The organism is Rhodococcus globerulus, from assembly GCF_019334125.1.
In the GTDB taxonomy this organism is placed as follows: Bacteria; Actinomycetota; Actinomycetes; order Mycobacteriales; family Mycobacteriaceae; genus Rhodococcus_F; species Rhodococcus_F globerula.
In genome coordinates this window covers 2,210,578-2,233,952 of the sequence record NZ_CP079698.1, presented here as the reverse complement: position 1 = coordinate 2,233,952, position 23,375 = coordinate 2,210,578, and the positions used below count along the sequence as shown (strand labels likewise).

Sequence of the window (23,375 nt, the reverse complement as noted above, 5' to 3'; positions counted from 1 at the left end):
TTCGCGAGTGTTGGTAGCGTTTGACGTGTGGCGACTACACACGGAACCCGGGCAACTCTCGACAAACAACCGCGCGAGGTCGCGTCGATGTTCGACGACGTCGCCGAGCGATACGACCTGACCAACACCGTGCTGTCCTTCGGCCAGGACAAAGGCTGGCGCAAGGCAACGCGAGAGGCCCTCGACCTCAAGCCGGGCGAGAAGGTTCTCGACCTCGCCGCAGGCACCGGAGTCTCGACCGTTGAACTGGGCCGGTCGGGCGCGTGGTGCGTCGCCACCGACTTCTCCAAGGGCATGCTGCAGGCAGGTCGCTCCCGCAAAGTCCCGATGGTGGCCGGCGACGCCATGTTCCTGCCATACGCCGACGACGTATTCGACGCCGCGACCATCTCCTTCGGTCTGCGCAACGTCTCCGATTTCGAGGCCGGCTTGCGGGAGATCGCCCGCGTCACCAAGCCAGGTGGACGCCTTGTTGTCAGTGAATTCTCGACGCCCGTCTTCGGGCCCTTCCGCACCGTCTACATGGAGTACCTCATGAAGGCACTCCCACAGGTCGCCCGCGCCGTCAGCAGCAACCCCGACGCGTACGTCTACCTCGCCGAATCCATTCGCGCCTGGCCGACGCAGGAAGAACTGGCACGCAAGATCGAGGCAGCCGGGTGGAAGAACGTCAAGTGGCGCAACCTCACCGGCGGCGTCGTGGCGCTACATCACGCGACGCGCTGAACCTGCTGTAATCAGCCGAACAGCGGACGGGAGTCGATCCTTCGGGATGCGGCTCCCGACGCTCGCCAGGCCCGCGCCGTCAGATCAGCGTCGGCGTCGGTGACGAGGTTGCCCATCACCCTGACCGCGACGGTCATCATTGCCTTCGACCGCATCGCGATCGGGCCGGACGCGGGGAGGAACCGCGGAACCGTGAGCAGCCCGGCAAGACGCCGCGCGACGGAGAACGCCTGCCCGTAATGCTCGCGTAGGACGCTCGGCCACAGTTCGGTCAGATCGCCGTCGCCGAGGTGTTCGACGATCAACCGTCCACCCTCGAGGCCGTAGTCGATACCCTCGCCGTTGAGTGGATTCACACACGCCGCGGCATCGCCGATGATCGCCCAGTTGCGGCCGGCGATATTGGATACCGCGCCGCCCATCGGTAGCAAAGCTGAAGCAACGGAATGGATTTCACTGTTCCACTGCCATTCGCCGCGGCGCTGATCGGTGTACAGATCCAGGAGCGGGCGCAATGCTCCGGGGGCCGGCCGCTTGGCTGTCGCAAGGGTGCCGACGCCGATGTTCACCTCGCCGGTGCCCAGCGGGAAAATCCAGCCGTATCCCGCCTGTAGGGTGCCGTCGCCGTCACGCAGTTCCAGGTGCGACGTAATCCAGGGATCGGCGCTGCGGGGAGTTCCGACATAAGCGCGCGCGGCCACTCCGTACGCGGTGTCCCGATGCCACTGCCGCCCCAGCTTCTTGCCGAGCGTCGAACGAACACCGTCGGCGACGATGAGGGTCTGGCACCGCAGAGTGCTGGTTCCGGAGAGGCCGGACAGCACAACTGCACTGACCCGATCACCGTCACGTTCGACGTCGACGGCTTTGGTGCCTTCCAGCATCACCGCACCGGACTCGATCGCGCATCGTCGGATCCGATCGTCCAGCTCGGCGCGGGGGACAGCGCTGCCGATAGAGGGGAACGCTGTGGACGGCCACTCCATTTCCAGCTCTTGGCCGAAGCCTGATAGCCGGAGTCCCTTGTTCGTCGTGTGTGACCTAACCCACTCTCCGAGGCCTAGTCGATCAAGCTCGGCGACGGCCCGCGGAGTGAGTCCATCACCACATGTCTTGTCTCGGGGGAACACGGCCGCATCGATCAGGACGACGTCGCGGCCACTGCGCGCGGCCCATGCAGCGGCCGAAGAACCCGCAGGACCTGCACCGATGACCACAATGTCAGTTTCGGTCGGCTGGGAATTCACGGCGGGGGACTGCTCTTCGGCGGACACACTCACATCTTCCCAGGCTCGTGATCGAGACCGTGGCGAGGCCGTGCCAAGTGCGAACCGCTAGGTTCACTACCGTGGGAACCGAGCCGTCACTGACGACAGGAATGGGTACTGACATCGTGAGCACCGAAAAAACTGCTGCCGACACAACGGCAGTGAGCACCGTCGTAGCGGGCATAGACCTGGGCGACGAGAAGCTTGCTGATGTTGTCCGTAGTGGACTCGCCGATGTCGAAGAGTTGTTGGTCAGCGAGCTGTCCGACGGTGAGGACTTCCTCACCGAAGCCGCCCTGCACCTCGCGCGCGCAGGTGGCAAGCGGTTCCGGCCGCTGTTCACGATCCTGACGGCCCAACTCGGACCCAATCCGACCGATCCGTCCATCGTCACCGCTGCCACGGTCACCGAACTCGTGCACCTCGCGACGCTCTATCACGACGACGTCATGGACGAGGCGGAGATGCGCCGCGGCGCACCCAGTGCAAATGCTCGCTGGGGCAACAGTATTGCCATCCTCGCCGGTGACTACCTGTTCGCTCACGCGTCAAGACTGGTGTCGACGCTCGGGCCCGAAGCCGTTCGCATCATCGCGGAAACGTTTGCCGAGTTGGTCACCGGACAGATGCGCGAGACGATCGGTGCCAGGCAGGAACAGGATCCGATCGAGCATTACCTCAAGGTCGTGTGGGAGAAAACCGGTTCGCTGATCGCCGCTTCCGGTCGATTCGGTGGAACTTTCTCGGGATCCGACGCCACCCAGATCGAACGACTCGAGCGACTCGGCGACGCCGTCGGCACCGCATTTCAAATCGTCGACGACATCATCGACATCTCCTCCGTTTCGGAACAGTCGGGCAAAACCCCTGGCACCGACCTGCGCGAGGGAGTCCACACGCTTCCTGTGCTGTACGCCTTCGAGGAAGAGGGCGCCGACGCGGATCGTCTTCGCGAGCTGCTTGCCGGCCCGGTCACCGAGGATGCTGACGTCGAGGAGGCCCTCGCCTTGCTCGAACGTTCACCGGGAATGACCAAAGCCAAAGCAAAGCTGGGCGAATATGTCGATGCAGCCCTGGCTCAGCTGGCAGAGTTGCCGCAAGGCCCGGCCAACGAGGCCCTCGTTCGCTTGATCGACTACACGGTTCGACGGGTTGGCTGACGTTTAACCGCGTACACCGTTCGCGTTGCCGCGGGAACCTGAACACCCCTGCTCTTCGTTGTGCTAACGGGTCGGCTGCAAAAGCCGCGAAGTTACATGCGAGCAGTCGAGCTCGTTACGGGTAAGGGGTTGAGCGCTGTGCACGGCTACGCAAACGGAGCCAAGACTTTCGGGCTGCTGCTGGGCATGTCTGCCCTGATCGTGTTCATCGGATCGTTGTTCGGCAACCCGACCATCTTGTGGTTATCCGTACTTTTTGCCGTCGGAATGAACGCCTACGTCTATTTCAACAGCGACAAGCTGGCGTTGCGGTCGATGCATGCCCAGCCCATCACCGAGGTCGAAGCGCCCGTGATCTATCGCATCGTGCGCGAACTGGCGACTACAGCGCATCAGCCGATGCCCAGGCTCTACATCAGCCCGACCAACGCACCGAATGCCTTCGCAACCGGCCGTAATCCGCGCCACGCTGCGGTATGTGTGACCAGCGGAATCATGGGTTTGTTGAACGAACGAGAACTGCGAGCAGTACTCGGGCACGAACTCTCACACGTCTACAACCGGGACATCCTGATCTCTTCGGTCGCCGGGGCCATGGCTGCCGTCATTTCCGGCCTGGCGAACTTCGCGATGTACGCCAGCATGTTCGGCGGACGAGGCAACGGTCAGGGAAGCAACCCGATTGCATTGCTGCTGGTCTCGCTTCTGGGACCGATCGCCGCCACCGTGGTCAAACTGGCGGTCTCGCGCTCACGGGAGTATCAGGCCGATCAATCGGGAGCCGAGCTCACCGGTGACCCACTGGCGCTGGCGTCGGCGCTACGAAAGCTGGAGGCAGGTGTAGCGGCGGCTCCGTTGCCCCCTGAGCCCCGATTGGCGGCGCAGTCGCATCTGATGATCGCAAACCCGTTCCGGGCGGGGGAGAAGATGAGCAGGCTCTTTTCGACGCATCCGCCGATGGCGGAGCGGATCGACCGTTTGGAGAAGATGGCGGGGATGTAGGGGCCTTCGGCCCCGGTGCGCCTTTCTGGTCGTCGGAACTACCAAAAAGGCGCACAGGGGCGCAGCCCCTACTACCGGTAGTTCACGAACTGCAGGGCGATCCCGAAGTCCTCACCCTTGAGCAGGGAGATGACGCCCTGAAGGTCGTCGCGCTTCTTGCTGCTGACGCGCAGCTCCTCACCCTGGATCTGTGCTTTGACACCCTTGGGGCCCTCGTCACGGATCTTCTTGGTGATCTTCTTCGCGTTCTCACTGGAGATGCCCTGGACCAACGTTCCGGACAGTTTGTAGATCTTTCCGGACTGTGCCGGCTCTCCCGCATCGAATGCCTTCAGGGAGATGTCCCGGCGAATCAACTTTTCCTTGAACACCTCGAGGGCCGCCAGCAAGCGCTCCTCGGTGTCGGCGTTCAACGTGATCGTTTCTTCACCCGACCACTCGATCGACGCACCGGTGTTCCGGAAGTCGAAGCGTGTGGTCAGCTCCTTGGCAGCTTGATGCAGGGCGTTGTCCACCTCTTGACGGTCTACTTTGCTCACCACGTCGAAGGACGAATCAGCCACTTCTACACTCCCGCTTTCCGGTAGTCACAACATCGAGGTCTGCCCACCTTCCGTGCCGGTGGACACCTCGACGTTATCGGGTCGGCACCGCCGCTCACCACCCGGTTTGCAAAATGGGGGTGGGTTCGTTGTATTCTTCTTTCCGCACCAAGGAAGCCGTTCTTGGCCGCTGCGCGCCGCGATATACTTGCGAGTGCATCGGATCAAGACCTGGTGCAGCACGGCAGATTGCCCGAGCGGCCAATGGGAGCGGACTGTAAATCCGTCGGCTTATGCCTACGTAGGTTCGAATCCTACATCTGCCACAACAAGTCAGCCCCGATCCTGAATCAGGATCGGGGCTGACTTTTTTGTGTTCGGCCCCGGCTGCTCCAGCTCAGGCTGTTCCGGCTCCGATCGCTTCGAGTGGTCGAAGGCGCAGCAGTAGGTAGATACAGAGTTGTAGATGCAGAGAAGCAGTGCGCTGTCGGCAGAGACGCGGTGTGGCCGTTCTCAGTGTCGTCGTTCTCAGCGTCGTCGTTCTCGGGCACGAACGGCCGTAATTAGGCACGAGCGGCCGTCAATGGGCCGATATCCGTTGCGTCAAAGGCCTCGCCATGGGCTCGGATCGGTGCAACAATGGGCTGCGGCACTGATTTTGCCCCGATGACCTGGCGATTTGGTGCTGGAGCGCGTTCGTGTGTAATCTTTCGGAGGCTTCAAGAGAGCGGCAACGCACTCCGGAAGCCACGCCCCCTTAGCTCAGTCGGTAGAGCGTTTCCATGGTAAGGAAAAGGTCAACGGTTCGATTCCGTTAGGGGGCTCGCTGGATTGTGGTGCCGCGCTTTTTGCGCGACACTCGACACCGAGGCGGTGTAGCTCAGTTGGTAGAGCAAACGACTCATAATCGTTGCGTCGCCGGTTCAAGTCCGGTCACCGCTACACAATATGCATGATCCACCCTGATTGTTCGTAATCAGATACACCCGAAAGAAGGCATCCCGTGGCCTCCTCGACCGACGTTCGGCCCAAGATCACCTTGGCCTGCGAGGTATGCAAGCACCGTAACTACATCACCAAGAAGAATCGGCGCAACGACCCCGATCGCCTGGAGCTCAAGAAGTTCTGCCCCAACTGCGGAACTCACCAGTCGCATCGCGAGTCGAAGTAGCAAGTCCTTAACGGGACGACGATTTTCGCGGAAGACCCTCTTGGGGCCTGCGTCTTCGGGTCCTAGCTAGAAGAGAGTTTCTCCGCGTGACTGATTTGCAAGAGAACAAGGCAGCGGCCGAGGTCCCTACGGACCCGGCCGCTCATGCCGTCCAGATGGTCGGTCACCATTATCGTGTCGAAGACTTCTACGAGGTCGGGCGCGAGAAGGTGCGCGAGTTCGCTCGCTCCGTCCAGGATTCGCATCCTGCGCATTACGACGAAACCGCTGCAAAGGGCCTCGGATACGACGGCCTGATTGCTCCGGTGACGTTTGTTGCGATCGTCGGCGGCATTGCCCAACGTCGACTCTTCGAAGAAGTTGTCACCGGCTACGACTTGAGTCAGATTCTCCATACGGATCAACGGATCGTGCTTCACGAACCGATTCAGGTGGGGGATCGACTGTTCTGCGACGTCTATCTGGATTCGTTCAGGCAGGCTGCAGGTAGTGACATCATCGTGACCAAGAACATCATCATCAACCAGCACGGTCGAGAGACCGTCACGATGTGGACAACCCTGGTTGCCCGCACCGGTGGTGAGGTGGACGAGAACATCGCCCACGCAGTCAAGGATGTGATGATGCATGTCGCTCCGTAAATTTTCCGACGTGAATGTCGGCGATCTTCTTCCTGAGAAGACCGTCACCGTCACGCGTGGAAACCTCGTCAATTACACGGGCGTATCGGGAGATCCAAACCCGATTCACTTCAGTGACGAGGTTGCTCGACTTGCCGGCCTGCCCGATGTGGTGGCGCACGGCATGCTCTCCATGGGCATGGGTGCCGGATACGTCACCGAATGGCTAGGGGACCCGGGTGCGGTAACCGAATACAATGTACGGTTTACTAGTCCGGTAATCGTGGCAGCCGACAAGGCCGCCGAGATCGAGTTCACCGCCAAGGTGAAGTCGATCGACGAAGACAGCAAGACTGCAGTACTGGCAATTGTGGCAAAATCCGAAGGTAGAAAAATCTTCGGCCGCGCCACGGCCACAGTCCGTCTGGCCTGATAGCCGGGTAGATTGTGTTTGTTCCGGGGCTTTGAAGTACACTGAGATTTCTGGGATTCCTCAGCGCTGCGCGCTGCCCTGAACGTCGCAAGATGTTCACATCGGGTAGCGCGTATGTTGTGTGATCGCAGAGCGGTTAACCGAACCAGCAGGGCATGAAAGTGCCCGGCTGCGGACGTCAACCAAAGGGGCGTAGCTCAACTGGCAGAGCAGCGGTCTCCAAAACCGCAGGTTGCAGGTTCAAGTCCTGTCGCCCCTGCCCCCGGATGCCAGCGACTGAGAGGAACGACGTGAGCGAGGATCGCGACAAGCGCGACGCCGACGCTTCGGACGCGGAGACTTCACCGTCTTCCGCTTCGAAGGCTGTCGACGACACTGCAGCTGACGCGGCCACGCGTTCCGATCTGTCGCTGGACAAGGGAGACGCCGTAGAGGCGGCTTCCGCATCAAGTGGGGTTTCCAACAAGCCGACCGGCAAGCGCGCTGCACGCGGCGCCTCGGTTGCAGCGTCCACCGTGAAGACTCCGGCTCGGACGGCGTCGCCGAAGGCGACTGCAAAGAACCCCGGTAAGAACCCCAAGGCGAAGAAGGACAACCTCTTCAAGCGCCTTCGCAAGTTCTTCCGCGAGGTCATCGCAGAACTCCGCAAGGTCATCTGGCCGAACCGTAAGCAGATGGTCACCTATACCAGCGTCGTGCTGGCGTTCGTGGTCTTCATGGTCGCTTTCATCAGCGGCGTCGATATCGCTGTGATCAAGGGCGTTACCTGGCTGTTCGGCTGATTGTCGAATCGTCGGGCGTCCTTGCCTGCGAGCGCGAGAAAGACCCGCACGGGTCCGAGTAACGAGAGGAAGCGAGTGCCCCAGTGAGCACCCCCGAGAACGACACGAATGAGGCCTTGGCCGAAGAGCGTGTTTCTGCCGAGGCGGCAGCCGAAGTAGACGTCGAGGCTGGCGAAGGCACCGATACCGACGCTGCCGAAGACGCTGCAGACGGCACCGAAGCCGCGCAGACCGAGGCAACCGAGGACATCATCTCCGAGGACGCCGAGAACTCCGACGACGCTGCTCCGGCAGCCGACATCGAAGTAGAAGATCCGGTTGCGGAACTGAAGGCTGCTCTGCGCCGCGCACCAGGCGACTGGTACGTCATCCACTCGTACGCCGGTTACGAGAACAAGGTCAAGACCAACCTCGAGACCCGCGTTCAGAACCTCGACGTCGGCGACTACATCTTCCAGGTGGAAGTTCCCACCGAAGAGGTCACCGAGATCAAGAACGGCCAGCGCAAGCAGGTCAACCGCAAGGTTCTCCCCGGCTACATCCTGGTCCGCATGGAACTCAACGACGAATCGTGGGGCGCAGTGCGCAACACGCCTGGCGTCACCGGATTTGTCGGTGCCACCTCGCGTCCGTCGCCGCTGTCTCTCAACGACGTCGTCAAGTTCCTGCTTCCTCAGCAAGAGCAGAAGAAGCAGCAGGCTGCAGCAGCTGCCGTCGCAGCAGGCGAGGCGCCGGTCGAGTCCTTCGGCAAGCCCCTCATCGAGGTGGACTTCGAGATCGGCGAATCCGTCACGGTCATGGACGGCCCGTTCGCGACATTGCCTGCCAGCATCAGCGAGGTCAACGGAGAGCAGCAGAAGCTCAAGGTCCTCGTATCGATCTTCGGACGTGAAACTCCGGTTGAGTTGAACTTCAACCAGGTCGCGAAGATCTAACCCCCACACTTGCACTGTTAGACGCAAGACACACACCCAAGCTAGAAACTAGGAACTAGAGATGCCCCCAAAGAAGAAGAAGCTCGCCGGGCTCATCAAGCTGCAGATCCAGGCAGGTCAGGCTAACCCTGCACCTCCCGTGGGTCCCGCGCTCGGTCAGCATGGCGTGAACATCATGGAGTTCTGCAAGGCCTACAACGCGGCGACTGAGTCCCAGCGCGGCAACGTTGTGCCGGTCGAGATCTCGGTCTACGAAGACCGGACCTTCGATTTCAAGCTGAAGACCCCTCCCGCTGCTCGACTGCTCCTCAAGGCAGCCGGCGTAGCCAAGGGCTCCGGCGAACCGCACAAGACCAAGGTTGCCTCGGTAACCATGGATCAGGTGCGCGAAATCGCGAAGACCAAGGCTGAAGACCTCAATGCCAATGACATCGAGCAGGCCGCGAAGATCATCGCCGGCACCGCTCGTTCCATGGGCATCACGGTCCAGGGCTAATTCAGCAGCTCCACAGCATCACGTGGGAGGGCCGGCCAGGCCCTGACCACAACTGAACCATTCACCACTGCATCAAGTAACTCTCTGCAGTGATAAGTAAGGACAGAAGAAATGGCAAAGCGCAGCAAGGCGTACCTCGCCGCCGCTGAGAAGATCGACGCAGACAAGCTCTACAGCCCGCTTCAGGCTGCAAAGCTCGCCAAGGAGACGTCGTCCACCAAGATGGATGCAACCGTAGAGGTTGCAGTTCGTCTGGGCGTCGACCCCCGTAAGGCTGACCAGATGGTCCGCGGAACGGTCAACCTGCCCCACGGCACCGGTAAGACCGCTCGCGTCATCGTGTTCGCCGTTGGCGAGAAGGCAGCAGAAGCCGAGGCTGCAGGCGCTGACGTAGTCGGTGCAGAAGACCTGATCGAGCGCATCCAGGGTGGATGGGTCGATTTCGACGCCGCAATCGCGACTCCTGATCAGATGGCCAAGGTCGGCCGCATCGCCCGTGTCCTCGGACCCCGTGGCCTGATGCCGAACCCCAAGACGGGCACCGTTACCGCGGATGTCACGAAGGCTGTCAACGACATCAAGGGCGGAAAGATCAACTTCCGCGTCGACAAGCAGGCCAACCTGCACTTCGTCATCGGCAAGGCATCGTTCGACGATGAGAAGCTGGTGGAGAACTACGGCGCAGCGCTGGACGAGATCCTGCGTGCGAAGCCCTCGTCGGCCAAGGGCCGCTACGTGAAGAAGATCACGGTTTCGACCACCACCGGTCCGGGCATCCCGGTGGATCCGAACCGTACCCGCAACCTCCTCGAGGATGCTGCAGACGCGTAAGCAGTCCGCTGAACTGAAAGAAGGCCGATAGGGATTAGCTCCCTATCGGCCTTCTTTTTTGCATTCAGGGAGAGGGCCCAGGGGCGATTTGGTGATGTGTTGCCCGGTGAGGTAGTCTTCAACGCGGAGTTCAGTGCTGGATATGAACTTCACCCCAAAATCATGTTCTACCCAAGACCGTTGGTTATTGCGCTTAGCGATGAGTGCAGTTGAAAGTCCGGAAATGTCCGGCGACCCACGCAGGAGGACGAGGTAAGGGGGAACGCATTCTGTGGTGGTTCTTTTCGCTTCCGTTTGTCTCCTCTGTACGCCCCGTGCGCCCTGCGCCGGGGCGTTTTGCATGTCTAGGACTTGTGGCTTGTCAGGTTCTCCTGGTGAGCCGCGGCGGTTCCGAAGTGGGATAACGACTGTCACGAGAGGAGGCGAAGTATGGCAAAGCCTGAGAAGGTTTCCGCAGTTGCGGAAATCACCGAGCAGTTCAAGGGTTCGACCGCTGCTGTGATCACGGAATACCGTGGTCTGTCAGTGGGCAACATCACGACACTGCGACGCGCTCTCGGAGAAGGTGCCACCTACTCCGTCGCCAAGAACACCCTGGTTAAGCGTGCCGCCGCTGAGGCTGGCATCGAGGGCCTTGATGACCTGTTCGTCGGACCGACCGCCATTGCATTCATCAAGGGCGAACCGGTCGACGCTGCGAAGGCACTGAAGAACTTCGCAAAGGAAAACAAGGCGCTCATCATCAAGGGCGGCTACATGGACGGCGCTGCGCTGTCCGTGGACGAGGTCAACAAGATCGCGGATCTCGAATCCCGCGAAATCCTGTTGGCAAAGCTTGCCGGCGCGATGAAGGGCAACTTGGCAAAGGCCGCAGGCCTGTTCAATGCTCCCGCTTCGCAGATGGCCCGTTTGGCCGCTGCACTGCAGGAGAAGAAGGCCGCAGAAGGCGGAGCTGCAGAAGCTCCGGCTGCTGCCGCAGAGGCTGCTACCGAGGCTCCGGCCGAGGCCGAAGCCGAAAGCTGATCCGCACCCGCGCATCACTGCTATATCCCCGCCCGGTCGCGGATCAGCGACATGGGACTTACAGGAAGGACCGCCACAATGGCGAAGCTCAGCACCGAAGAGTTGTTGGACCAGTTCAAGGAGCTCACCCTCCTCGAGCTCTCGGAGTTCGTTAAGGCATTCGAGGAGACCTTCGAGGTCACCGCTGCTGCTCCCGTCGCCGTCGCCGCTGCAGGCGCACCGGCTGCCGGCGCAGAAGCTGCTGAAGAGCAGGACGAGTTCGACGTCGTCCTCGAGTCGGCTGGCGACAAGAAGATCCAGGTCATCAAGGTCGTCCGTGAGGTCGTTTCCGGCCTCGGCCTGAAGGAAGCCAAGGATCTCGTCGAGAGCGCTCCGAAGGCAATCCTGGAGAAGGTTTCGAAGGAAGCAGCTGAAGCTGCAAAGGAAAAGCTCGAAGGCGCCGGCGCAAAGATCTCCGTCAAGTAAGACGGTTTTCTCCGCTGCTCACCTCGAGTAGTCGAAAGAGGGTCACTTCCTACGGGAAGTGGCCCTCTTTTTTATTGGGCGTACCCGGCGGGAATGTCCGGATCGGCGCAGGTCGGATGCGTGTCCGATTCAGGGTGCGTGTTAGTTTGTGCTTCGTACTTACTCGTTAGTAGTATTCGCAGTCACGGGTAACACTTCCATGCGATAGAGTGACCCAACCCACATCGGGTGGATGCATCGGACGGCGCGGAGGTAGTGGTGGGAGTAGAGGTAGCGGTAGACGGGCTGACTAAGTCTTTCGGGTCGCAGAGGATTTGGCAGGACGTGTCGTTGACGCTTCCCGCCGGTGAGGTGAGCGCATTGCTGGGGCCCTCGGGTACCGGTAAGTCGGTGTTCTTGAAGTCTTTGATCGGTTTGCTCCGCCCCGAGCAGGGTTCCATCGTGATCGACGGCACGGATATTTTGCAGTGTTCCTCGAAGGAGCTCTACGAGATCCGTAAGTTGTTCGGTGTGCTGTTCCAGGACGGTGCGTTGTTCGGTTCGATGAATTTGTACGACAACATCGCGTTTCCGCTCCGTGAGCATACGAAGAAGTCGGAATCCGATATCCGCAAGATCGTGATGGAGAAGCTCGATCTGACGGGTCTGGTCGGTGCGGAGGACAAGCTTCCCGGTGAGATTTCCGGTGGTATGCGTAAGCGTGCCGGTCTGGCGCGTGCACTCGTGCTCGATCCCGAGATCATTCTCGTCGACGAGCCGGACTCCGGTCTGGACCCGGTGCGTACGACGTACATCAGCCAGACGTTGATCGATATCAATGCTCAGTCCGATGCGACGATTCTCATTGTCTCGCACAACATCAACCTTGCTCGTACGGTTCCGGACAACATCGGGATGCTGTTCCGCCGTCAGTTGGTGATGTTCGGTCCTCGTGAGGTGTTGCTCACGTCCGACGAGCCCGTCGTCAAGCAATTCCTCAACGGCACGATGATCGGTCCGATCGGTATGTCGGAGGAGAAGGACGAGGCTCAGATGGCGCACGAGCAGGCGCTCGTGGATGCCGGTCACCATGCCGGCGGTGTCGACGACGTCGAGGGCATCGTGCCGCAGATGAAGGCGACGCCCGGTAATCCGGAGCGTCAGGCTGTTCGTCGCCGTCAGGAACGCGTCCGTCAGATCATGCACACACTGCCGGTGAACGCGCAGGCGGCAATCCAGGACAGCCTCAACGAGGAGGCGGGTCAGTTCAACCATGCCTACGCGGACGCGAGCGAGTACCAGGGGGAGTGGGACGGAAGCTCGCAGGATACACAGGTAATTCCAGCTTATGAGGGTGATCCCTACGGAAACACGACTCACGGACAAGGGTAGGCATAACGAATGGCGGGTACCCGCAACTCGGTTCTGAGTCCTGTACACGGGGCACTGACTCAGGCCGGCAACATCGTCGAACTCTTCGTCGAGGTCGTGAAGAATACGTTCCGGCGGCCGTTTCAGTTTCGCGAGTTCATCGAGCAAGCATGGTTCATCGCCAGCGTCACGATTTTGCCGACTGCGCTGGTCGCGATTCCGTTCGGCGCAGTCGTTTCGCTGCAGACCGGTTCGCTGATCAAGCAGTTGGGCGCTGAATCGTTCACCGGCGCTGCCAGCGTTCTTGCGGTGATTCAGCAGGGAAGTCCACTGGTGACTGCTCTGCTTGTCGCTGGTGCTGCCGGTTCGGCGGTCACCGCTGACCTCGGTTCGCGGACAATCCGTGAAGAGATCGACGCCATGGAAGTCCTTGGCATCAATCCCATTCAGCGACTTGTTGTTCCACGTGTGTTGGCGATGGTGCTCATTGCCGTATTGCTCAACGGGCTGGTATCCGTCGTTGGTATCGCGGGTGGCTACTTCTTCAACGTGATCCTGCAGGGCGGTAACCCCGGCGCCTACATCGCATCGTTCTCGGCGTTTGCGCAGCTGCCGGATATCTGGAGTGGCGAGATCAAGGCTGCGGTCTTCGGTGTCATCGCCGGAGTCATCTCGGCTTACAAGGGACTACACCCCTCGGGTGGGCCCAAAGGCGTTGGTGAGGCGGTCAACCAGGCCGTTGTCATCACGTTCCTGTTGTTGTTCTTCGCCAATCTGATTCTGACGATGGTGTACCTCCAGATCGTGCCGGCGAAGGGATCCTGACCTACATGACCATCGCACGAGGCCGCGGCGATCAGTTTCTGCTGAAGAGCCGCAAAGTAGCCAGAATGCCGCTCAACGTGCTTGATCGCGCGGGTGAGCAGATGTCGTTCTACGCGCGAGCCATTGCCTGGACACCGCGCACACTGCACCGCTACCGCAAGGAAACTCTGCGTCTACTCGCTGAAGTGACCTTCGGCAGTGGCGCATTGGCCGTCATCGGCGGAACTATCGGCGTCATCGCGATGATGTCCGGATTCACCGGCGTCGTTGTGGGATTGCAGGGGTTCGCGGCGCTGGAACAGTTGGGTAGCTCGGTCCTGACCGGCTTCCTGTCTGCCTACGTCAATACTCGCGAGATCGCGCCGATTGTTGCCGCGCTGGCCCTTTCAGCGACGGTCGGGTGTGGTTTCACCGCACAACTCGGTGCTATGCGTATCTCCGAGGAGATCGACGCGCTCGAGGTCATGGCAGTCCCGTCGGTTCCCTTCCTGGTGACGACTCGCATGATCGCCGGCTTTGTGGCCGTCATCCCGCTGTATATCGTCGGCTTGCTTGCCGCCTATCTGGCCTCGCGCGTGATCAGTACGGTATTCAACGGCCAGTCAACGGGGTCTTACGACCATTACTTCAACTTGTTCCTGCCACCGCAGGACGTGTTGTATTCGTTTGCCAAGGTTCTGGTCTTTGCTTTTGTTCTGATCTTGATCCACTGCTACTACGGATTTCACGCGTCGGGTGGCCCGGCAGGCGTCGGCGTGGCCGTCGGTCGCGCCGTTCGTGCGGCAATCGTGACGATCGCAGTGCTTGACTTCTTCCTCAGCCTCGCAATCTGGGGCACCACGACAACAGTGAGGGTGGCCGGATGATCGAGGCTCCGTCCGTTCTGCGCCGCCGTGTGCTGGGAATTGTGTTCTTCGTTGTGTTGGCGCTGTTTCTCACCTTCACGATCGGGGCCTTCAACAAGTCGTTCACCGACGTCGTGAAGGTCGATCTCCTGTCCGATTCCGTGGGAAATGCGTTACCTCCCAACGCGGATGTCAAGGTTCGTGGAATGTTGGTCGGTGAGGTGCGATCCGCGTCGACAACCGATGGTGTCGTCACATCGGTTCTCGCGATCGAACCGGACAAAGCCGAGTTGATTCCCTCCGACGCGACAGCTCGTTTGCTCCCGAAGACACTGTTCGGTGAGCGGTACGTCTCGCTGATCATCCCGGAGGGGACAACGGCTCCGCCTCTTTCGGCCGGGACCGTGCTTCATCAGGACAAGAGCGGCAACGCGATCGAGGTTGGCGAGGTCTTGGACGGTTTGCTCCCGTTGCTGCAGGCAATTCCGCCGCAGGATCTCGCGAACACCCTCGGTTCGCTGGCACAAGGCTTGACCGGCCGCGGCGCTGAGTTGGGGCTCACCGTTGACCGTCTCGAGGAGATTTTCCGCGAGGTCAATACCGAACTCCCCGCCGTGCAGGAGGACCTGCGCAAGTTCGCAGATTTCTCACAGACCTATTCGGAGGCCGCTCCGGATCTCGTGAATGCACTCGACACCCTGCGCACCACCGGAAACACCGTGGTGGAGAAGCAGAATCAGGTCAACACCCTGTTGGCTTCGTTGACGGCGACGTCGTCGACCACCGCTGCGTTCCTCGAGACAAACGCGCAGTCCATCATCACACTGTCCGCAGACTCACGAGAAGCGCTGCAGTTGTTGGCTCAGTACTCTCCGACGTTCGGGTGCACCTTCAAGGGATTCGCTGAAACTACGCCGAAGGCCGCCAAGATTCTCTCGGCTGACGCGCCTGATCCCGGTGTTCGGGCAAACATTCAGATTGTCAACCCGAAGGGGCGTTACATCCCCAACCAGGACGAGCCTCGACTCGTCGACAATCGTGGACCGGTTTGCTACGACAATGTCACCGAGCCCGGTCGACCCTTCCCACAGTATCCCGGCGGTTCGTACGGTGACGGCTCGTACCAGGTTCCCTCCCGCAACGGTGGCCCCGAAACGATGGAGTTCTTGCAGGCTCCGGAAGGTTCGGGACCGCAGATGTTCTCGACCAACACCACCGGTCCGGTGCAGCAAGCCGGATATGCGGGCTCGCAACTCGAAGAGGATACGTTGAAGGTCATCTACGGCCAGGCTAATGGTGTTGCACCGGAGAATGTTCCGTCGTGGACCACTATGGTCAGCGCTCCCGCATTTACCGGTGCGGAGGTGAGCTTCCAATGAGAGGTCTCGCAGCACCGCTGACAAAGCTCATCATATTTGTCGTGGTCACGATTCTGGCAACAGGATTGCTGGCGGCGAGTATCGCAAACCTCGGAGGGGGAGGCGGGACCAAGTTCAACGCCGTGTTCTCCGACGTGACCTCACTGAACGAGGGCGACGAGGTTCGGATTGCAGGTGTGCGTGTCGGTCAGGTCGAGAAGATCGCCATCGTCAACGACAACCAAGCCGAAGTGCAGTTCTCGGTCTCCGATCGAGATTGGTTGCCGGCCAGTTCTATTGCCACGATCCGTTTCCGGAACCTGGTCGGGCAGCGTTACATCTCGCTGTCTCAGGGCGAAGGCAGCCAGGGTAAGAAGCTGACCGCAGGCGAAACGCTCCCTCTCGAGCAGACCCGACCGGCCGTCAATCTCACGACCCTGTTCAACGGCTTCAAGCCGTTGTTCACGACTTTGAGTGCCGAGGATGTCAACAAGCTGTCGTACCAGATCATCCAGGTTTTCCAGGGAGAGTCGGGAACAATCAGCGAACTCGTCCGCAACACGGCCAGCCTGACAAACACGGTGGCGGACAAGGACGTTGTCATCGGCGCGGTGATCAAGAACCTCAACGAAGTGCTGTCGACAGTAAATGCGAATGACAAGAATCTGGATTCGCTCATCGTCAACACGCAGCAGCTTGTCACCGGACTTGCCAACGAGCGCGGAGTTGTCGGGTCAGCAGTCACGTCGCTCGCCGGATTGACAAATGCAACGGCGGATCTGCTGGAGCCCACGCGACCGTCTATCCAGGGATCGATCACGGCGCTGGACACTTTGGCCACAACGCTGAACCGCCGTAGCGACGACGTGAATGCAGTGCTCGAGACCTTGCCCGTGAAGCTGGACAAGTTGACCCGTGTCGCCAGTTACGGATCGTGGTTCCAGTTCTACCTGTGCGGAATCGACATCATTGCAGGTCCTGGTCAGTCGGCAACATTGAACTTGCCGACCGGGTTGCCGACGGTCAATATGCCGATCTACACCAATGCGGCCAAGCGATGCACTCAAGACGGAATGAAGGAGTTGCAGGGCCGATGAAAAAGCGTCGTAGTCCGGCAATGGCCGGGGCCATAGGCATCGTCGTGGTGCTCCTGGCAACGTTGTCCGCCTTCTTCATGGATTCACTTCCCTTTGTCGGCGCAGGGTCTTCGTACGCGGCGGAATTCTCGGAAGCTGCTGGGCTCAAGCCCGGTAACGAGGTCCGCATCGCGGGTGTGAAGGTCGGCAAGGTGACATCGGTCGACCTCGACGGTGACCGCGTTCTGGTCGACTTCAAAGTCAAGGATGCGTGGGTCGGCGATCAGACGTCGGCGTCCATCCAGATCAAGACGATTCTGGGGCAGAAGTACCTGGCTCTGGATCCGCGTGGCACCGAAAATCTGGATCCGAAGGACCGAATTCCATTGGAGCGCACGACTGCTCCGTACGACGTTGTCGAGGCTTTCTCGTCGGCCGCGGACACTGTCGGTGACATCGACACGGAGCAGTTGGCGCAGAGCATGGAAACGCTCTCGGAGGCCTTCTCCGAGACGCCAGAGGACGTCCGAGCATCATTGGACGGCGTGAGTCGGTTGTCGCAGACTATCGCGAGCCGTGATCAGGACCTGCAGAAACTGTTCGAGGCAACGGGCAAGACGTCGCAAATCTTGGCGGACCGGAACAAGGAGTTCACTCAACTGATCAGTGACGGCGCTCTGCTGGTGCAGGAGTTGAACAACCGCCAGCAGGCGATCTCCCAGTTGCTCACCGGAACTCAGCGGGTGTCACAGCAACTCACCGGATTGGTCCGCGACAACGAGGCGGCAATCGGGCCTGCGTTGACCCAACTCAACGGTGTCATCGACATCCTCGAAGCCAACAACGAGAACTTGGACAAGGCTCTGAAGCTCTACGAACCCTTTATTCGCCTGTACGCCAACGTCGTCGGCAACGGCCGCTGGTTCGACCAGGTCGTTGTCAACCTCCTTCCGCCTGGTCTGCCACTGATTCCGGGCCCTCGTGATCCGATTCGTACGTTGGGAGGTAACTGATGGCTGATATCACTGAAGCCGAAAGTGGCTCCAAGAAGCGAACTCTGGCGATCATTGCCGCAGCGTTGATTGGCGTGTTGGTGGTTGGCGGCGCCTTGTGGTGGGTGTTCACCCGCGCGGGCACAACAACGATCACGGCGTACTTCGACAAGTCCATCGGTATTTACGACGGTTCCGACGTGCGAGTTCTGGGCGTGAAGGTCGGCACTGTCACCTCGGTGGAACCGCAGGGCGATCAGGTCAAGGTCGACCTCCGCGTGGATCGCGGAATCGATATTCCGGTGGATGCCAATGCGGCGCAGGTGACTCCGTCAGTAGTGGCGGACCGCTACATTCAGTTGACGCCGGTGTTCACGGGCGGCGACAAGATGGCCAGCGGTTCGGTGATTCCGATCGAGCGCACCGCCACCCCGGTCGAGGTCGATCAGTTGTACGCGAGCATCAACGACCTCGCGTCGGCGCTCGGACCCGAAGGTGCGAACAAGGACGGTGCGCTGTCCAAGTTCGTCGAGACCGGTGCCGCGAACCTCGACGGCAACGGAGCAGCGTTGGGGGAGAGCATCACCCAGCTCTCCGACGCGGCTCGTACGTTGAACGACTCGAGTGACAACATCGCGGTGACCATCAAGAATCTCAATACTTTTGTCGGAGCGTTGGCGACCAACGATCAACAGGTGCGCCAGTTCAACACTCAATTGTCCGACCTCACCGGATTTCTGGCGGGCGAACGCGATGATCTGGGTGCCGCTCTGAATCAGTTGTCCTTGACTCTCGGTGATGTCGCTAAGTTCGTGGCAGACAACCGCGATCAGTTGGCGACAACTGCTGAAGGCCTGATTGCGCCGACGCAGACGCTGGCGAACAACAAGGAAGCGCTCGCCAACACCCTGACCTTGTTGCCTCTCGCCATTTCCAATCTGGTGAACTCGTATGACGCCGAATCCGGAGTTCTCGCTTCACGTCTGGCCTTCCCGGACTTGCAGAACCCGGCCGAGGTGCTGTGCAAATTGATGGATCTCGGCAAACTGGTGCCGGGTAATCCTCAGTTCGAGGAGTTGGGACGACAGATGCAACCCGCCATCGATCAGTGTGTGGCGGTGGCCGCTATGACGGATGCGGCCGACCAGGCCAAGAACATGAATCTCCCGTTCGGAATCCTGGCCGGCCCGGAGCGTGAGATGCAGGTTGTTCCTGGCACGGTGCCGGGTGTCGTGTCACCGCGACTGAGCAGCGGGGAGGGCGAGTGAAGCGCACAGTGATTGCCGGTGCGGGACTTGTAGTTCTGCTCGGTGCGAGTGCTTGCTCGTCGGAGGGCATCTATGCGGTGCCCCTTCCGGGTGGGCCTGACGTGGGATCGAATCCCATGAATCTGACCATTGAATTCGACGACGTTCTCGATCTGGTTCCACAGTCCGCGGTCAAAGTGGACGGTGTTCCGGTCGGGCGAGTAGAGAAGATCGGAGTCGGCCCGGACGGGTGGACCGCCGACGTGGGGATCATCTTGGATTCCTCGGTGGATTTGCCGGCCAATGCCGTTGCCGCCGTGGAGCAGACCAATTTGCTCGGCGAGAAATTCATTCAGCTGTCAGCGCCTCCTAGTGGCGCGGACACTACGGCCCAGTTGTCGGACGGCGACTTGATTCCGTTGGATCGCACTCGCCACGCCACCGAGATCGAACAGGTGCTCGGTGCATTGTCGCTCCTGCTCAACGGCGGCGGTGTCGGCCAGTTGCAGCCCATCGTCAAGGAGCTCGGCGCGGCGTTCGACGGCCGCGAGGGAACAACCAGAAGTCTTCTGGAACAGGCGAATACTCTCATCGGAGGCTTGAACGAACAGCGTGAGGACATCACTCGCGCGCTCGACGGTCTCGACGTGTTGTCCAGTCGGGTGAACGAGCAGAACGAGAAGATCGCCAAGGTCCTCGACGAACTGCCCGTGGCAATATCGGTACTCAACGAGCAGCGCCCGCAGTTGACGCAGATGCTCGCTCAGGTGGACCGTCTCGGAACCGTCGGCACCGATGTCCTGACACAGTCCAAGGACGATCTGATCGCAGATCTTCAGGCACTTCGTCCGACATTGCAGGCGCTCGCTGCATCCGGTGACGACCTCGTCGGCGCGCTCCCGCTGCTTCCGACGTTCCCGTTCCCGGACGGAGTCGAGAAGATCACGCAAGGTGGGTCGGTCAATTTGTTCCTCGCTGTCGACCTGCAAATCGGTAATACGCTCTCCGGGCTTGGTGTCGGACAGGGAGATCCCGAGTATCGCCAGCCCAAGTTCGGTGATCCCAAGCCGGTGGTGGATCCGTCCAATCCGTATTACAACGGAAACGGACCGCGACCGGGCTGGCCCACAGTGTCACTGCTCCCGATCGCGCCGATCCTGCCGCAGTTGCCGATGGCACCTGCAGTCGGTGCCCCGCTCAACCCCATTCAGGGAATGCTGGATCAGTTCGGAATCGGTGGTGGACAATGAGATCGGCTCTGGTCAAGTGGCAGCTAGTGGGCTTCGTATTGGTCGCGCTCCTAGGACTTGTCTATGTGGGAGGCAAGTATGTGCGCCTCGACAACCTCCTGGGTTTCGGGCAGTACACGGTCAAGACGGAACTGCAGACGTCGGGCGGCATCTTCACCAATGCCGAGGTGACGTATCGCGGTGTGCCGGTGGGACGGGTTGGTGACTTGTCACTGACGGACGACGGGATCGAGGTCGATCTGAAGATCGACAACAATGCACCGCCGATCCCGGCGTCGACGAGGGCTGTTGTGGCCAACCGTTCTGCAATCGGCGAGCAGTTCGTCGATCTGATCCCCGATACCGATCAGGGTCCGTTCCTCGAGGACGGTTCTGTGATTGCAGTGGGTGACACAGCGACGCCGGTTCCGGTCGAAGAAGTGTTGACCAGTGCGAACGGCTTGGTCCATTCGGTGCCCGTCGATGCACTGCACACCGTCGCGGTCGAACTCGGTGCAGCCTTCAACGGCAAGGGTGAGGACATCCAGGTTCTGGCCGACTCGTTGTCCGGACTCTCGCAGTCCGGCCTCGACACCTTGCCTCAGACGCTCGGATTGATCCGTGACAGCCAGACGGTGCTCACGACCCAGTCCGACCAGTCGTCGTCGATCAAGCAGTTCAGTGCCGACCTCGATGTCATTGCCGCACAACTGCGGACCAGTGACCCCGACATCAGGCGTCTGATCGACAACGGCATCCCGGCCAGCGAGCAGATCGGGGCCCTCGTCAACGAGACCGGTCCGGCACTGACCACGGACCTGACAAATCTGGCGTCGTTCGGCAGGACGTTTGCGCCTCGTGCCATTGCGCTGCAGCCGTTTCTGATCTTTCTGCCGGGGCTGGCTGCGGCGGGGCCGACAGTGGCTCCTGGTGACGGAACCGTGCATCAAGGGTTGGTGCTGGAGACAAACAATCCGTTGTCGTGCACCGTCGGGTACGAAGGCACCATGGCGATTCTCGATGACATGAAGCGTCAGGATCCCAACTTCGACGACACGCAGCAGGACTTCCCGTTGAACACAGCGGCGTCCTGTGAGGTCCCGCTGGGCAGCGAGACGGGTGTTCGCAGTGCCAACCGGGTTATCTACGCCGATCCCGGCACGATTCAACCGTGGGACTTCAAGCCGAAGGTCGATCCTGACAAGTTGAATCTCAATCCGATTGCTACCCAGTTGGCGCCGATTCTCGGAGTGACGCCGAAGTAGATGTGCCCCAGGGTGTGCTATTGGGTTGGGGCAGTTGAGGATTCGAGGCAACGGAATTGGTGCTGCCAGGATCCGGACATAACAGGTAAGTAGGGTAGTGAGCGTGATTCAGAAAAGCAGTCCGAAGGGGGTGACGGCGCCGCTTGTTGCGGTCGGCGTTCTCCTCGTAGCCGCACTAGTTGCGCTAGGTGTGTTCGGCGTCCCGTACGTGAAGGCGTTGACCACCGACCGCAACACCGCAGAGATTCGCGACGAGGCGTTGATCGGCGCCCAGCAGGTTGCGATCAATCTCAACAACGCCGACTCGGCGAATCTCGACGCGTCGATCGAGACCATGCGGTCTTCGGTTACCGGTGACGAGATGACGGTGTACCTCCAAAGTGTTCAAGATTCCATCACGGACGAACTGCGGAACTCCGGATCCAAGGCCGATGCCGAGGTGATGTCTGCTGCGCTCACCGAACTCAACACGGACGACAGGACTGCGACGGCTCTTGTGGTCGTGAAGGTCACCACTACGCAGGGCAACCAGTACGTGAAGAACCAGGTCGGTATGCGATTGGGCATGGTCGAGGTGGACGGTATCTGGAAGGCCAGTTCGGCCGAACCCGTCGGAAACCGGATCGATCTGGAGTCGGGCACATTGCCGGGCGCCGACGGCACCGGCGGTTCCGATGGGTCGACGCCGGCAACCGAATCACCAGCGCCCACCGAGGCGCCCGCACCGAGCGTAGGGGGCGATTCAGGTGGCCAGTAGTCAGCCTCGATCAGTCATCCGAAGGAGAAGCGCGTAATGCCACCGAAGCGCAGAGTCGGGATGCCGCAGGCAAACCAGAACCGTCGGCCGAAGATAGCCGGATCAGCCCGCTCGTTGAACGTCCCCGCGGGGACGCCGGCCGAGGAACCAGCGAACGTCGAGGCCGTCGAGACCGAGGTAGCCGCAACAGAGGCCGTCGAGACCGAGGCCGTCGAAACCGAGGCAGCCCCGAAGGCAAGCCTTCGGAAAGCCCCGAAGCCGAGTCTCGAGAAGGAAGCCCAGCCGAGTCCCGAGAAGGAAGCCCAGCCGAGTCCCGAGAAGGAAGCCCAGCCGAGTCCCGAGACGGCAGCCGAGCCCAGCCTCGCGGAGGAACCGCCAGCACCAGAGCCTGCTCTGTCGAAGGAAGCGAGTCGCACTTCGTGGCCGCTGGTCATCGGGTTAGGCGCAGCAGCGGTGGTAGTCGCGTTGCTTGCGGGTCTGGCTTTTTTCAAGGTCGGCGCCCAGATGGACGATGTGGCATGGGTTGACGAGGGGGCGACGGCTGAGGTGCTGCGGGTGACTCCACCGGCGCTCGAGGCGGTGTTCACCTTTGCGCCCGGCACCTTCGACGCCGATTTCGACAAGGGCTTGCAGGGTCTGAACCAGGCCATGCGTGATCAGCTGACCGAGTACAAGGACACGCAGAAGGCCGGCGTCGAACAAACCCAGACGGCGACTACGGCGGATGTCACGGAGATCGGTGTCACCAGGCTCGAGGAGGACCGAGCGCAACTACTCGCGCAGTTGAACGTGAGCTCGACGCAGAGTGGTGTGGCTGCCGGTTCCCGTTCCGGGATGGTTGTCGTCAGCTTGGAGAAGCAGGACGGTAATTGGCTGATCTCGGAGATCCGCGACCGCTGACAAATGTGTACGACGAGCTGGACCGGAAATAGATTCCGGTCCAGTTTTTCGTATCCGGGTCAGTGACTGGCTACACT

25 protein-coding genes and 4 tRNA genes are annotated in these 23,375 nt (G+C 60.6%); 27 read left to right on the top strand and 2 right to left on the bottom strand.

The genetic code is table 11. From position 1 onward, the window contains the following. The first annotated feature begins 27 nt into the window (after positions 1 to 27). On the top strand, positions 28 to 726 hold the full coding sequence (locus KYT97_RS10070) for a demethylmenaquinone methyltransferase (protein ID WP_033236474.1): 699 nt from the start codon (positions 28 to 30) through the stop codon (positions 724 to 726). Between the two features lie 11 nt (positions 727 to 737). Here the strand turns inward: KYT97_RS10070 and KYT97_RS10065 are convergent, their stop codons facing one another. Beyond that, entirely contained in the window at positions 738 to 2,000 is a 1,263-nt protein-coding gene (locus tag KYT97_RS10065; protein ID WP_116102008.1) for a geranylgeranyl reductase family protein, read from the bottom strand. Between the two features lie 104 nt (positions 2,001 to 2,104). Between KYT97_RS10065 and KYT97_RS10060 the strand changes: the two genes are divergently transcribed. Both KYT97_RS10060 and htpX read left to right on the top strand, forming a co-directional pair. Beyond that, positions 2,105 to 3,154 carry a polyprenyl synthetase family protein gene (locus tag KYT97_RS10060; RefSeq protein WP_045071268.1) on the top strand — a complete coding sequence of 350 codons (1,050 nt, stop codon included), beginning with the start codon at positions 2,105 to 2,107 and terminating at the stop codon, positions 3,152 to 3,154. 96 nt (positions 3,155 to 3,250) lie between these two features. Next, entirely contained in the window at positions 3,251 to 4,156 is a 906-nt protein-coding gene (gene htpX / locus KYT97_RS10055; RefSeq protein ID WP_092801963.1) for a zinc metalloprotease HtpX, read from the top strand. A gap of 71 nt (positions 4,157 to 4,227) precedes the next feature. Here htpX and KYT97_RS10050 read toward each other — a convergent pair whose 3' ends face one another. After that, complete coding sequence (locus KYT97_RS10050) at positions 4,228 to 4,719, bottom strand: YajQ family cyclic di-GMP-binding protein (RefSeq protein WP_033236471.1); 492 nt, start codon at positions 4,717 to 4,719, stop codon at positions 4,228 to 4,230. Between the two features lie 222 nt (positions 4,720 to 4,941). On the opposite strand from KYT97_RS10050, the gene KYT97_RS10045 reads away from it, so the two are divergent. From KYT97_RS10045 to KYT97_RS09930, 24 genes are all read left to right on the top strand, one after another. Next, positions 4,942 to 5,024, top strand: a tRNA-Tyr gene (locus KYT97_RS10045). 425 nt (positions 5,025 to 5,449) lie between these two features. Further along, positions 5,450 to 5,522 (top strand) — tRNA-Thr (locus tag KYT97_RS10040). Positions 5,523 to 5,567: 45 nt separating this feature from the next. After that, positions 5,568 to 5,640: transfer RNA gene (locus KYT97_RS10035), tRNA-Met, on the top strand. Between the two features lie 61 nt (positions 5,641 to 5,701). Then, positions 5,702 to 5,869: a 50S ribosomal protein L33 gene (gene rpmG, locus KYT97_RS10030; protein ID WP_003941903.1), complete on the top strand. Its 168-nt coding sequence runs from the start codon at positions 5,702 to 5,704 to the stop codon at positions 5,867 to 5,869. 155 nt (positions 5,870 to 6,024) lie between these two features. Beyond that, positions 6,025 to 6,510 (top strand): (3R)-hydroxyacyl-ACP dehydratase subunit HadA, encoded by a 486-nt coding sequence (gene hadA, locus KYT97_RS10025; protein WP_172936632.1) that lies wholly within the window; start codon positions 6,025 to 6,027, stop codon positions 6,508 to 6,510. Then, complete coding sequence (hadB, locus tag KYT97_RS10020; protein ID WP_033236469.1) at positions 6,497 to 6,922, top strand: (3R)-hydroxyacyl-ACP dehydratase subunit HadB; 426 nt, start codon at positions 6,497 to 6,499, stop codon at positions 6,920 to 6,922. Before hadA ends, hadB begins: the two co-directional genes overlap by 14 nt. A gap of 186 nt (positions 6,923 to 7,108) precedes the next feature. Then, positions 7,109 to 7,181 (top strand) — tRNA-Trp (locus KYT97_RS10015). A gap of 31 nt (positions 7,182 to 7,212) precedes the next feature. Then, the gene (secE, locus tag KYT97_RS10010) at positions 7,213 to 7,704 is read left to right on the top strand and encodes a preprotein translocase subunit SecE (RefSeq protein WP_033236468.1); all 492 of its coding nucleotides are present in this window, start codon (positions 7,213 to 7,215) and stop codon (positions 7,702 to 7,704) included. Positions 7,705 to 7,787: 83 nt separating this feature from the next. Further along, on the top strand, positions 7,788 to 8,639 hold the full coding sequence (nusG, locus tag KYT97_RS10005) for a transcription termination/antitermination protein NusG (RefSeq protein WP_033236467.1): 852 nt from the start codon (positions 7,788 to 7,790) through the stop codon (positions 8,637 to 8,639). Positions 8,640 to 8,700: 61 nt separating this feature from the next. Then, positions 8,701 to 9,135, top strand: coding sequence for a 50S ribosomal protein L11 (rplK, locus tag KYT97_RS10000; protein ID WP_033236466.1), 435 nt, complete (start codon positions 8,701 to 8,703; stop codon positions 9,133 to 9,135). A 111-nt stretch (positions 9,136 to 9,246) separates the two neighbouring features. After that, entirely contained in the window at positions 9,247 to 9,966 is a 720-nt protein-coding gene (rplA, locus tag KYT97_RS09995) for a 50S ribosomal protein L1 (protein ID WP_003941982.1), read from the top strand. Positions 9,967 to 10,395: 429 nt separating this feature from the next. After that, positions 10,396 to 10,989 (top strand): 50S ribosomal protein L10, encoded by a 594-nt coding sequence (gene rplJ, locus KYT97_RS09990; RefSeq protein WP_033236465.1) that lies wholly within the window; start codon positions 10,396 to 10,398, stop codon positions 10,987 to 10,989. 78 nt (positions 10,990 to 11,067) lie between these two features. Beyond that, positions 11,068 to 11,454 (top strand): 50S ribosomal protein L7/L12, encoded by a 387-nt coding sequence (rplL, locus tag KYT97_RS09985; RefSeq protein ID WP_033236464.1) that lies wholly within the window; start codon positions 11,068 to 11,070, stop codon positions 11,452 to 11,454. Positions 11,455 to 11,709: 255 nt separating this feature from the next. Continuing rightward, entirely contained in the window at positions 11,710 to 12,825 is a 1,116-nt protein-coding gene (locus KYT97_RS09980; protein WP_275586646.1) for an ABC transporter ATP-binding protein, read from the top strand. A gap of 9 nt (positions 12,826 to 12,834) precedes the next feature. Then, positions 12,835 to 13,629, top strand: a complete 795-nt coding sequence (locus KYT97_RS09975; protein WP_033236462.1) for an MlaE family ABC transporter permease — start codon at positions 12,835 to 12,837, stop codon at positions 13,627 to 13,629. 5 nt (positions 13,630 to 13,634) lie between these two features. Then, on the top strand, positions 13,635 to 14,495 hold the full coding sequence (locus KYT97_RS09970; protein ID WP_033236461.1) for an MlaE family ABC transporter permease: 861 nt from the start codon (positions 13,635 to 13,637) through the stop codon (positions 14,493 to 14,495). Then, a complete protein-coding gene (locus KYT97_RS09965) occupies positions 14,492 to 15,853 on the top strand; it encodes an MCE family protein (RefSeq protein WP_033236460.1) in 1,362 nt (453 codons plus the stop codon). Before KYT97_RS09970 ends, KYT97_RS09965 begins: the two co-directional genes overlap by 4 nt. Next, complete coding sequence (locus KYT97_RS09960; RefSeq protein ID WP_033236459.1) at positions 15,850 to 16,929, top strand: MCE family protein; 1,080 nt, start codon at positions 15,850 to 15,852, stop codon at positions 16,927 to 16,929. The genes KYT97_RS09965 and KYT97_RS09960 overlap by 4 nt, the downstream gene beginning before the upstream one ends. Beyond that, positions 16,926 to 17,921 (top strand): MCE family protein, encoded by a 996-nt coding sequence (locus KYT97_RS09955; protein ID WP_045070990.1) that lies wholly within the window; start codon positions 16,926 to 16,928, stop codon positions 17,919 to 17,921. Before KYT97_RS09960 ends, KYT97_RS09955 begins: the two co-directional genes overlap by 4 nt. Next, the gene (locus KYT97_RS09950) at positions 17,921 to 19,168 is read left to right on the top strand and encodes an MCE family protein (RefSeq protein WP_033236457.1); all 1,248 of its coding nucleotides are present in this window, start codon (positions 17,921 to 17,923) and stop codon (positions 19,166 to 19,168) included. Before KYT97_RS09955 ends, KYT97_RS09950 begins: the two co-directional genes overlap by 1 nt. After that, positions 19,165 to 20,397, top strand: coding sequence for an MCE family protein (locus KYT97_RS09945; RefSeq protein ID WP_033236456.1), 1,233 nt, complete (start codon positions 19,165 to 19,167; stop codon positions 20,395 to 20,397). The genes KYT97_RS09950 and KYT97_RS09945 overlap by 4 nt, the downstream gene beginning before the upstream one ends. Then, positions 20,394 to 21,641, top strand: a complete 1,248-nt coding sequence (locus KYT97_RS09940; protein WP_033236455.1) for an MCE family protein — start codon at positions 20,394 to 20,396, stop codon at positions 21,639 to 21,641. The genes KYT97_RS09945 and KYT97_RS09940 overlap by 4 nt, the downstream gene beginning before the upstream one ends. Before the next feature lie 103 nt (positions 21,642 to 21,744). Next, a complete protein-coding gene (locus tag KYT97_RS09935) occupies positions 21,745 to 22,398 on the top strand; it encodes a hypothetical protein (protein ID WP_242484599.1) in 654 nt (217 codons plus the stop codon). A 36-nt stretch (positions 22,399 to 22,434) separates the two neighbouring features. After that, complete coding sequence (locus KYT97_RS09930) at positions 22,435 to 23,298, top strand: hypothetical protein (RefSeq protein ID WP_219112172.1); 864 nt, start codon at positions 22,435 to 22,437, stop codon at positions 23,296 to 23,298. Positions 23,299 to 23,375: the final 77 nt, after the last annotated feature.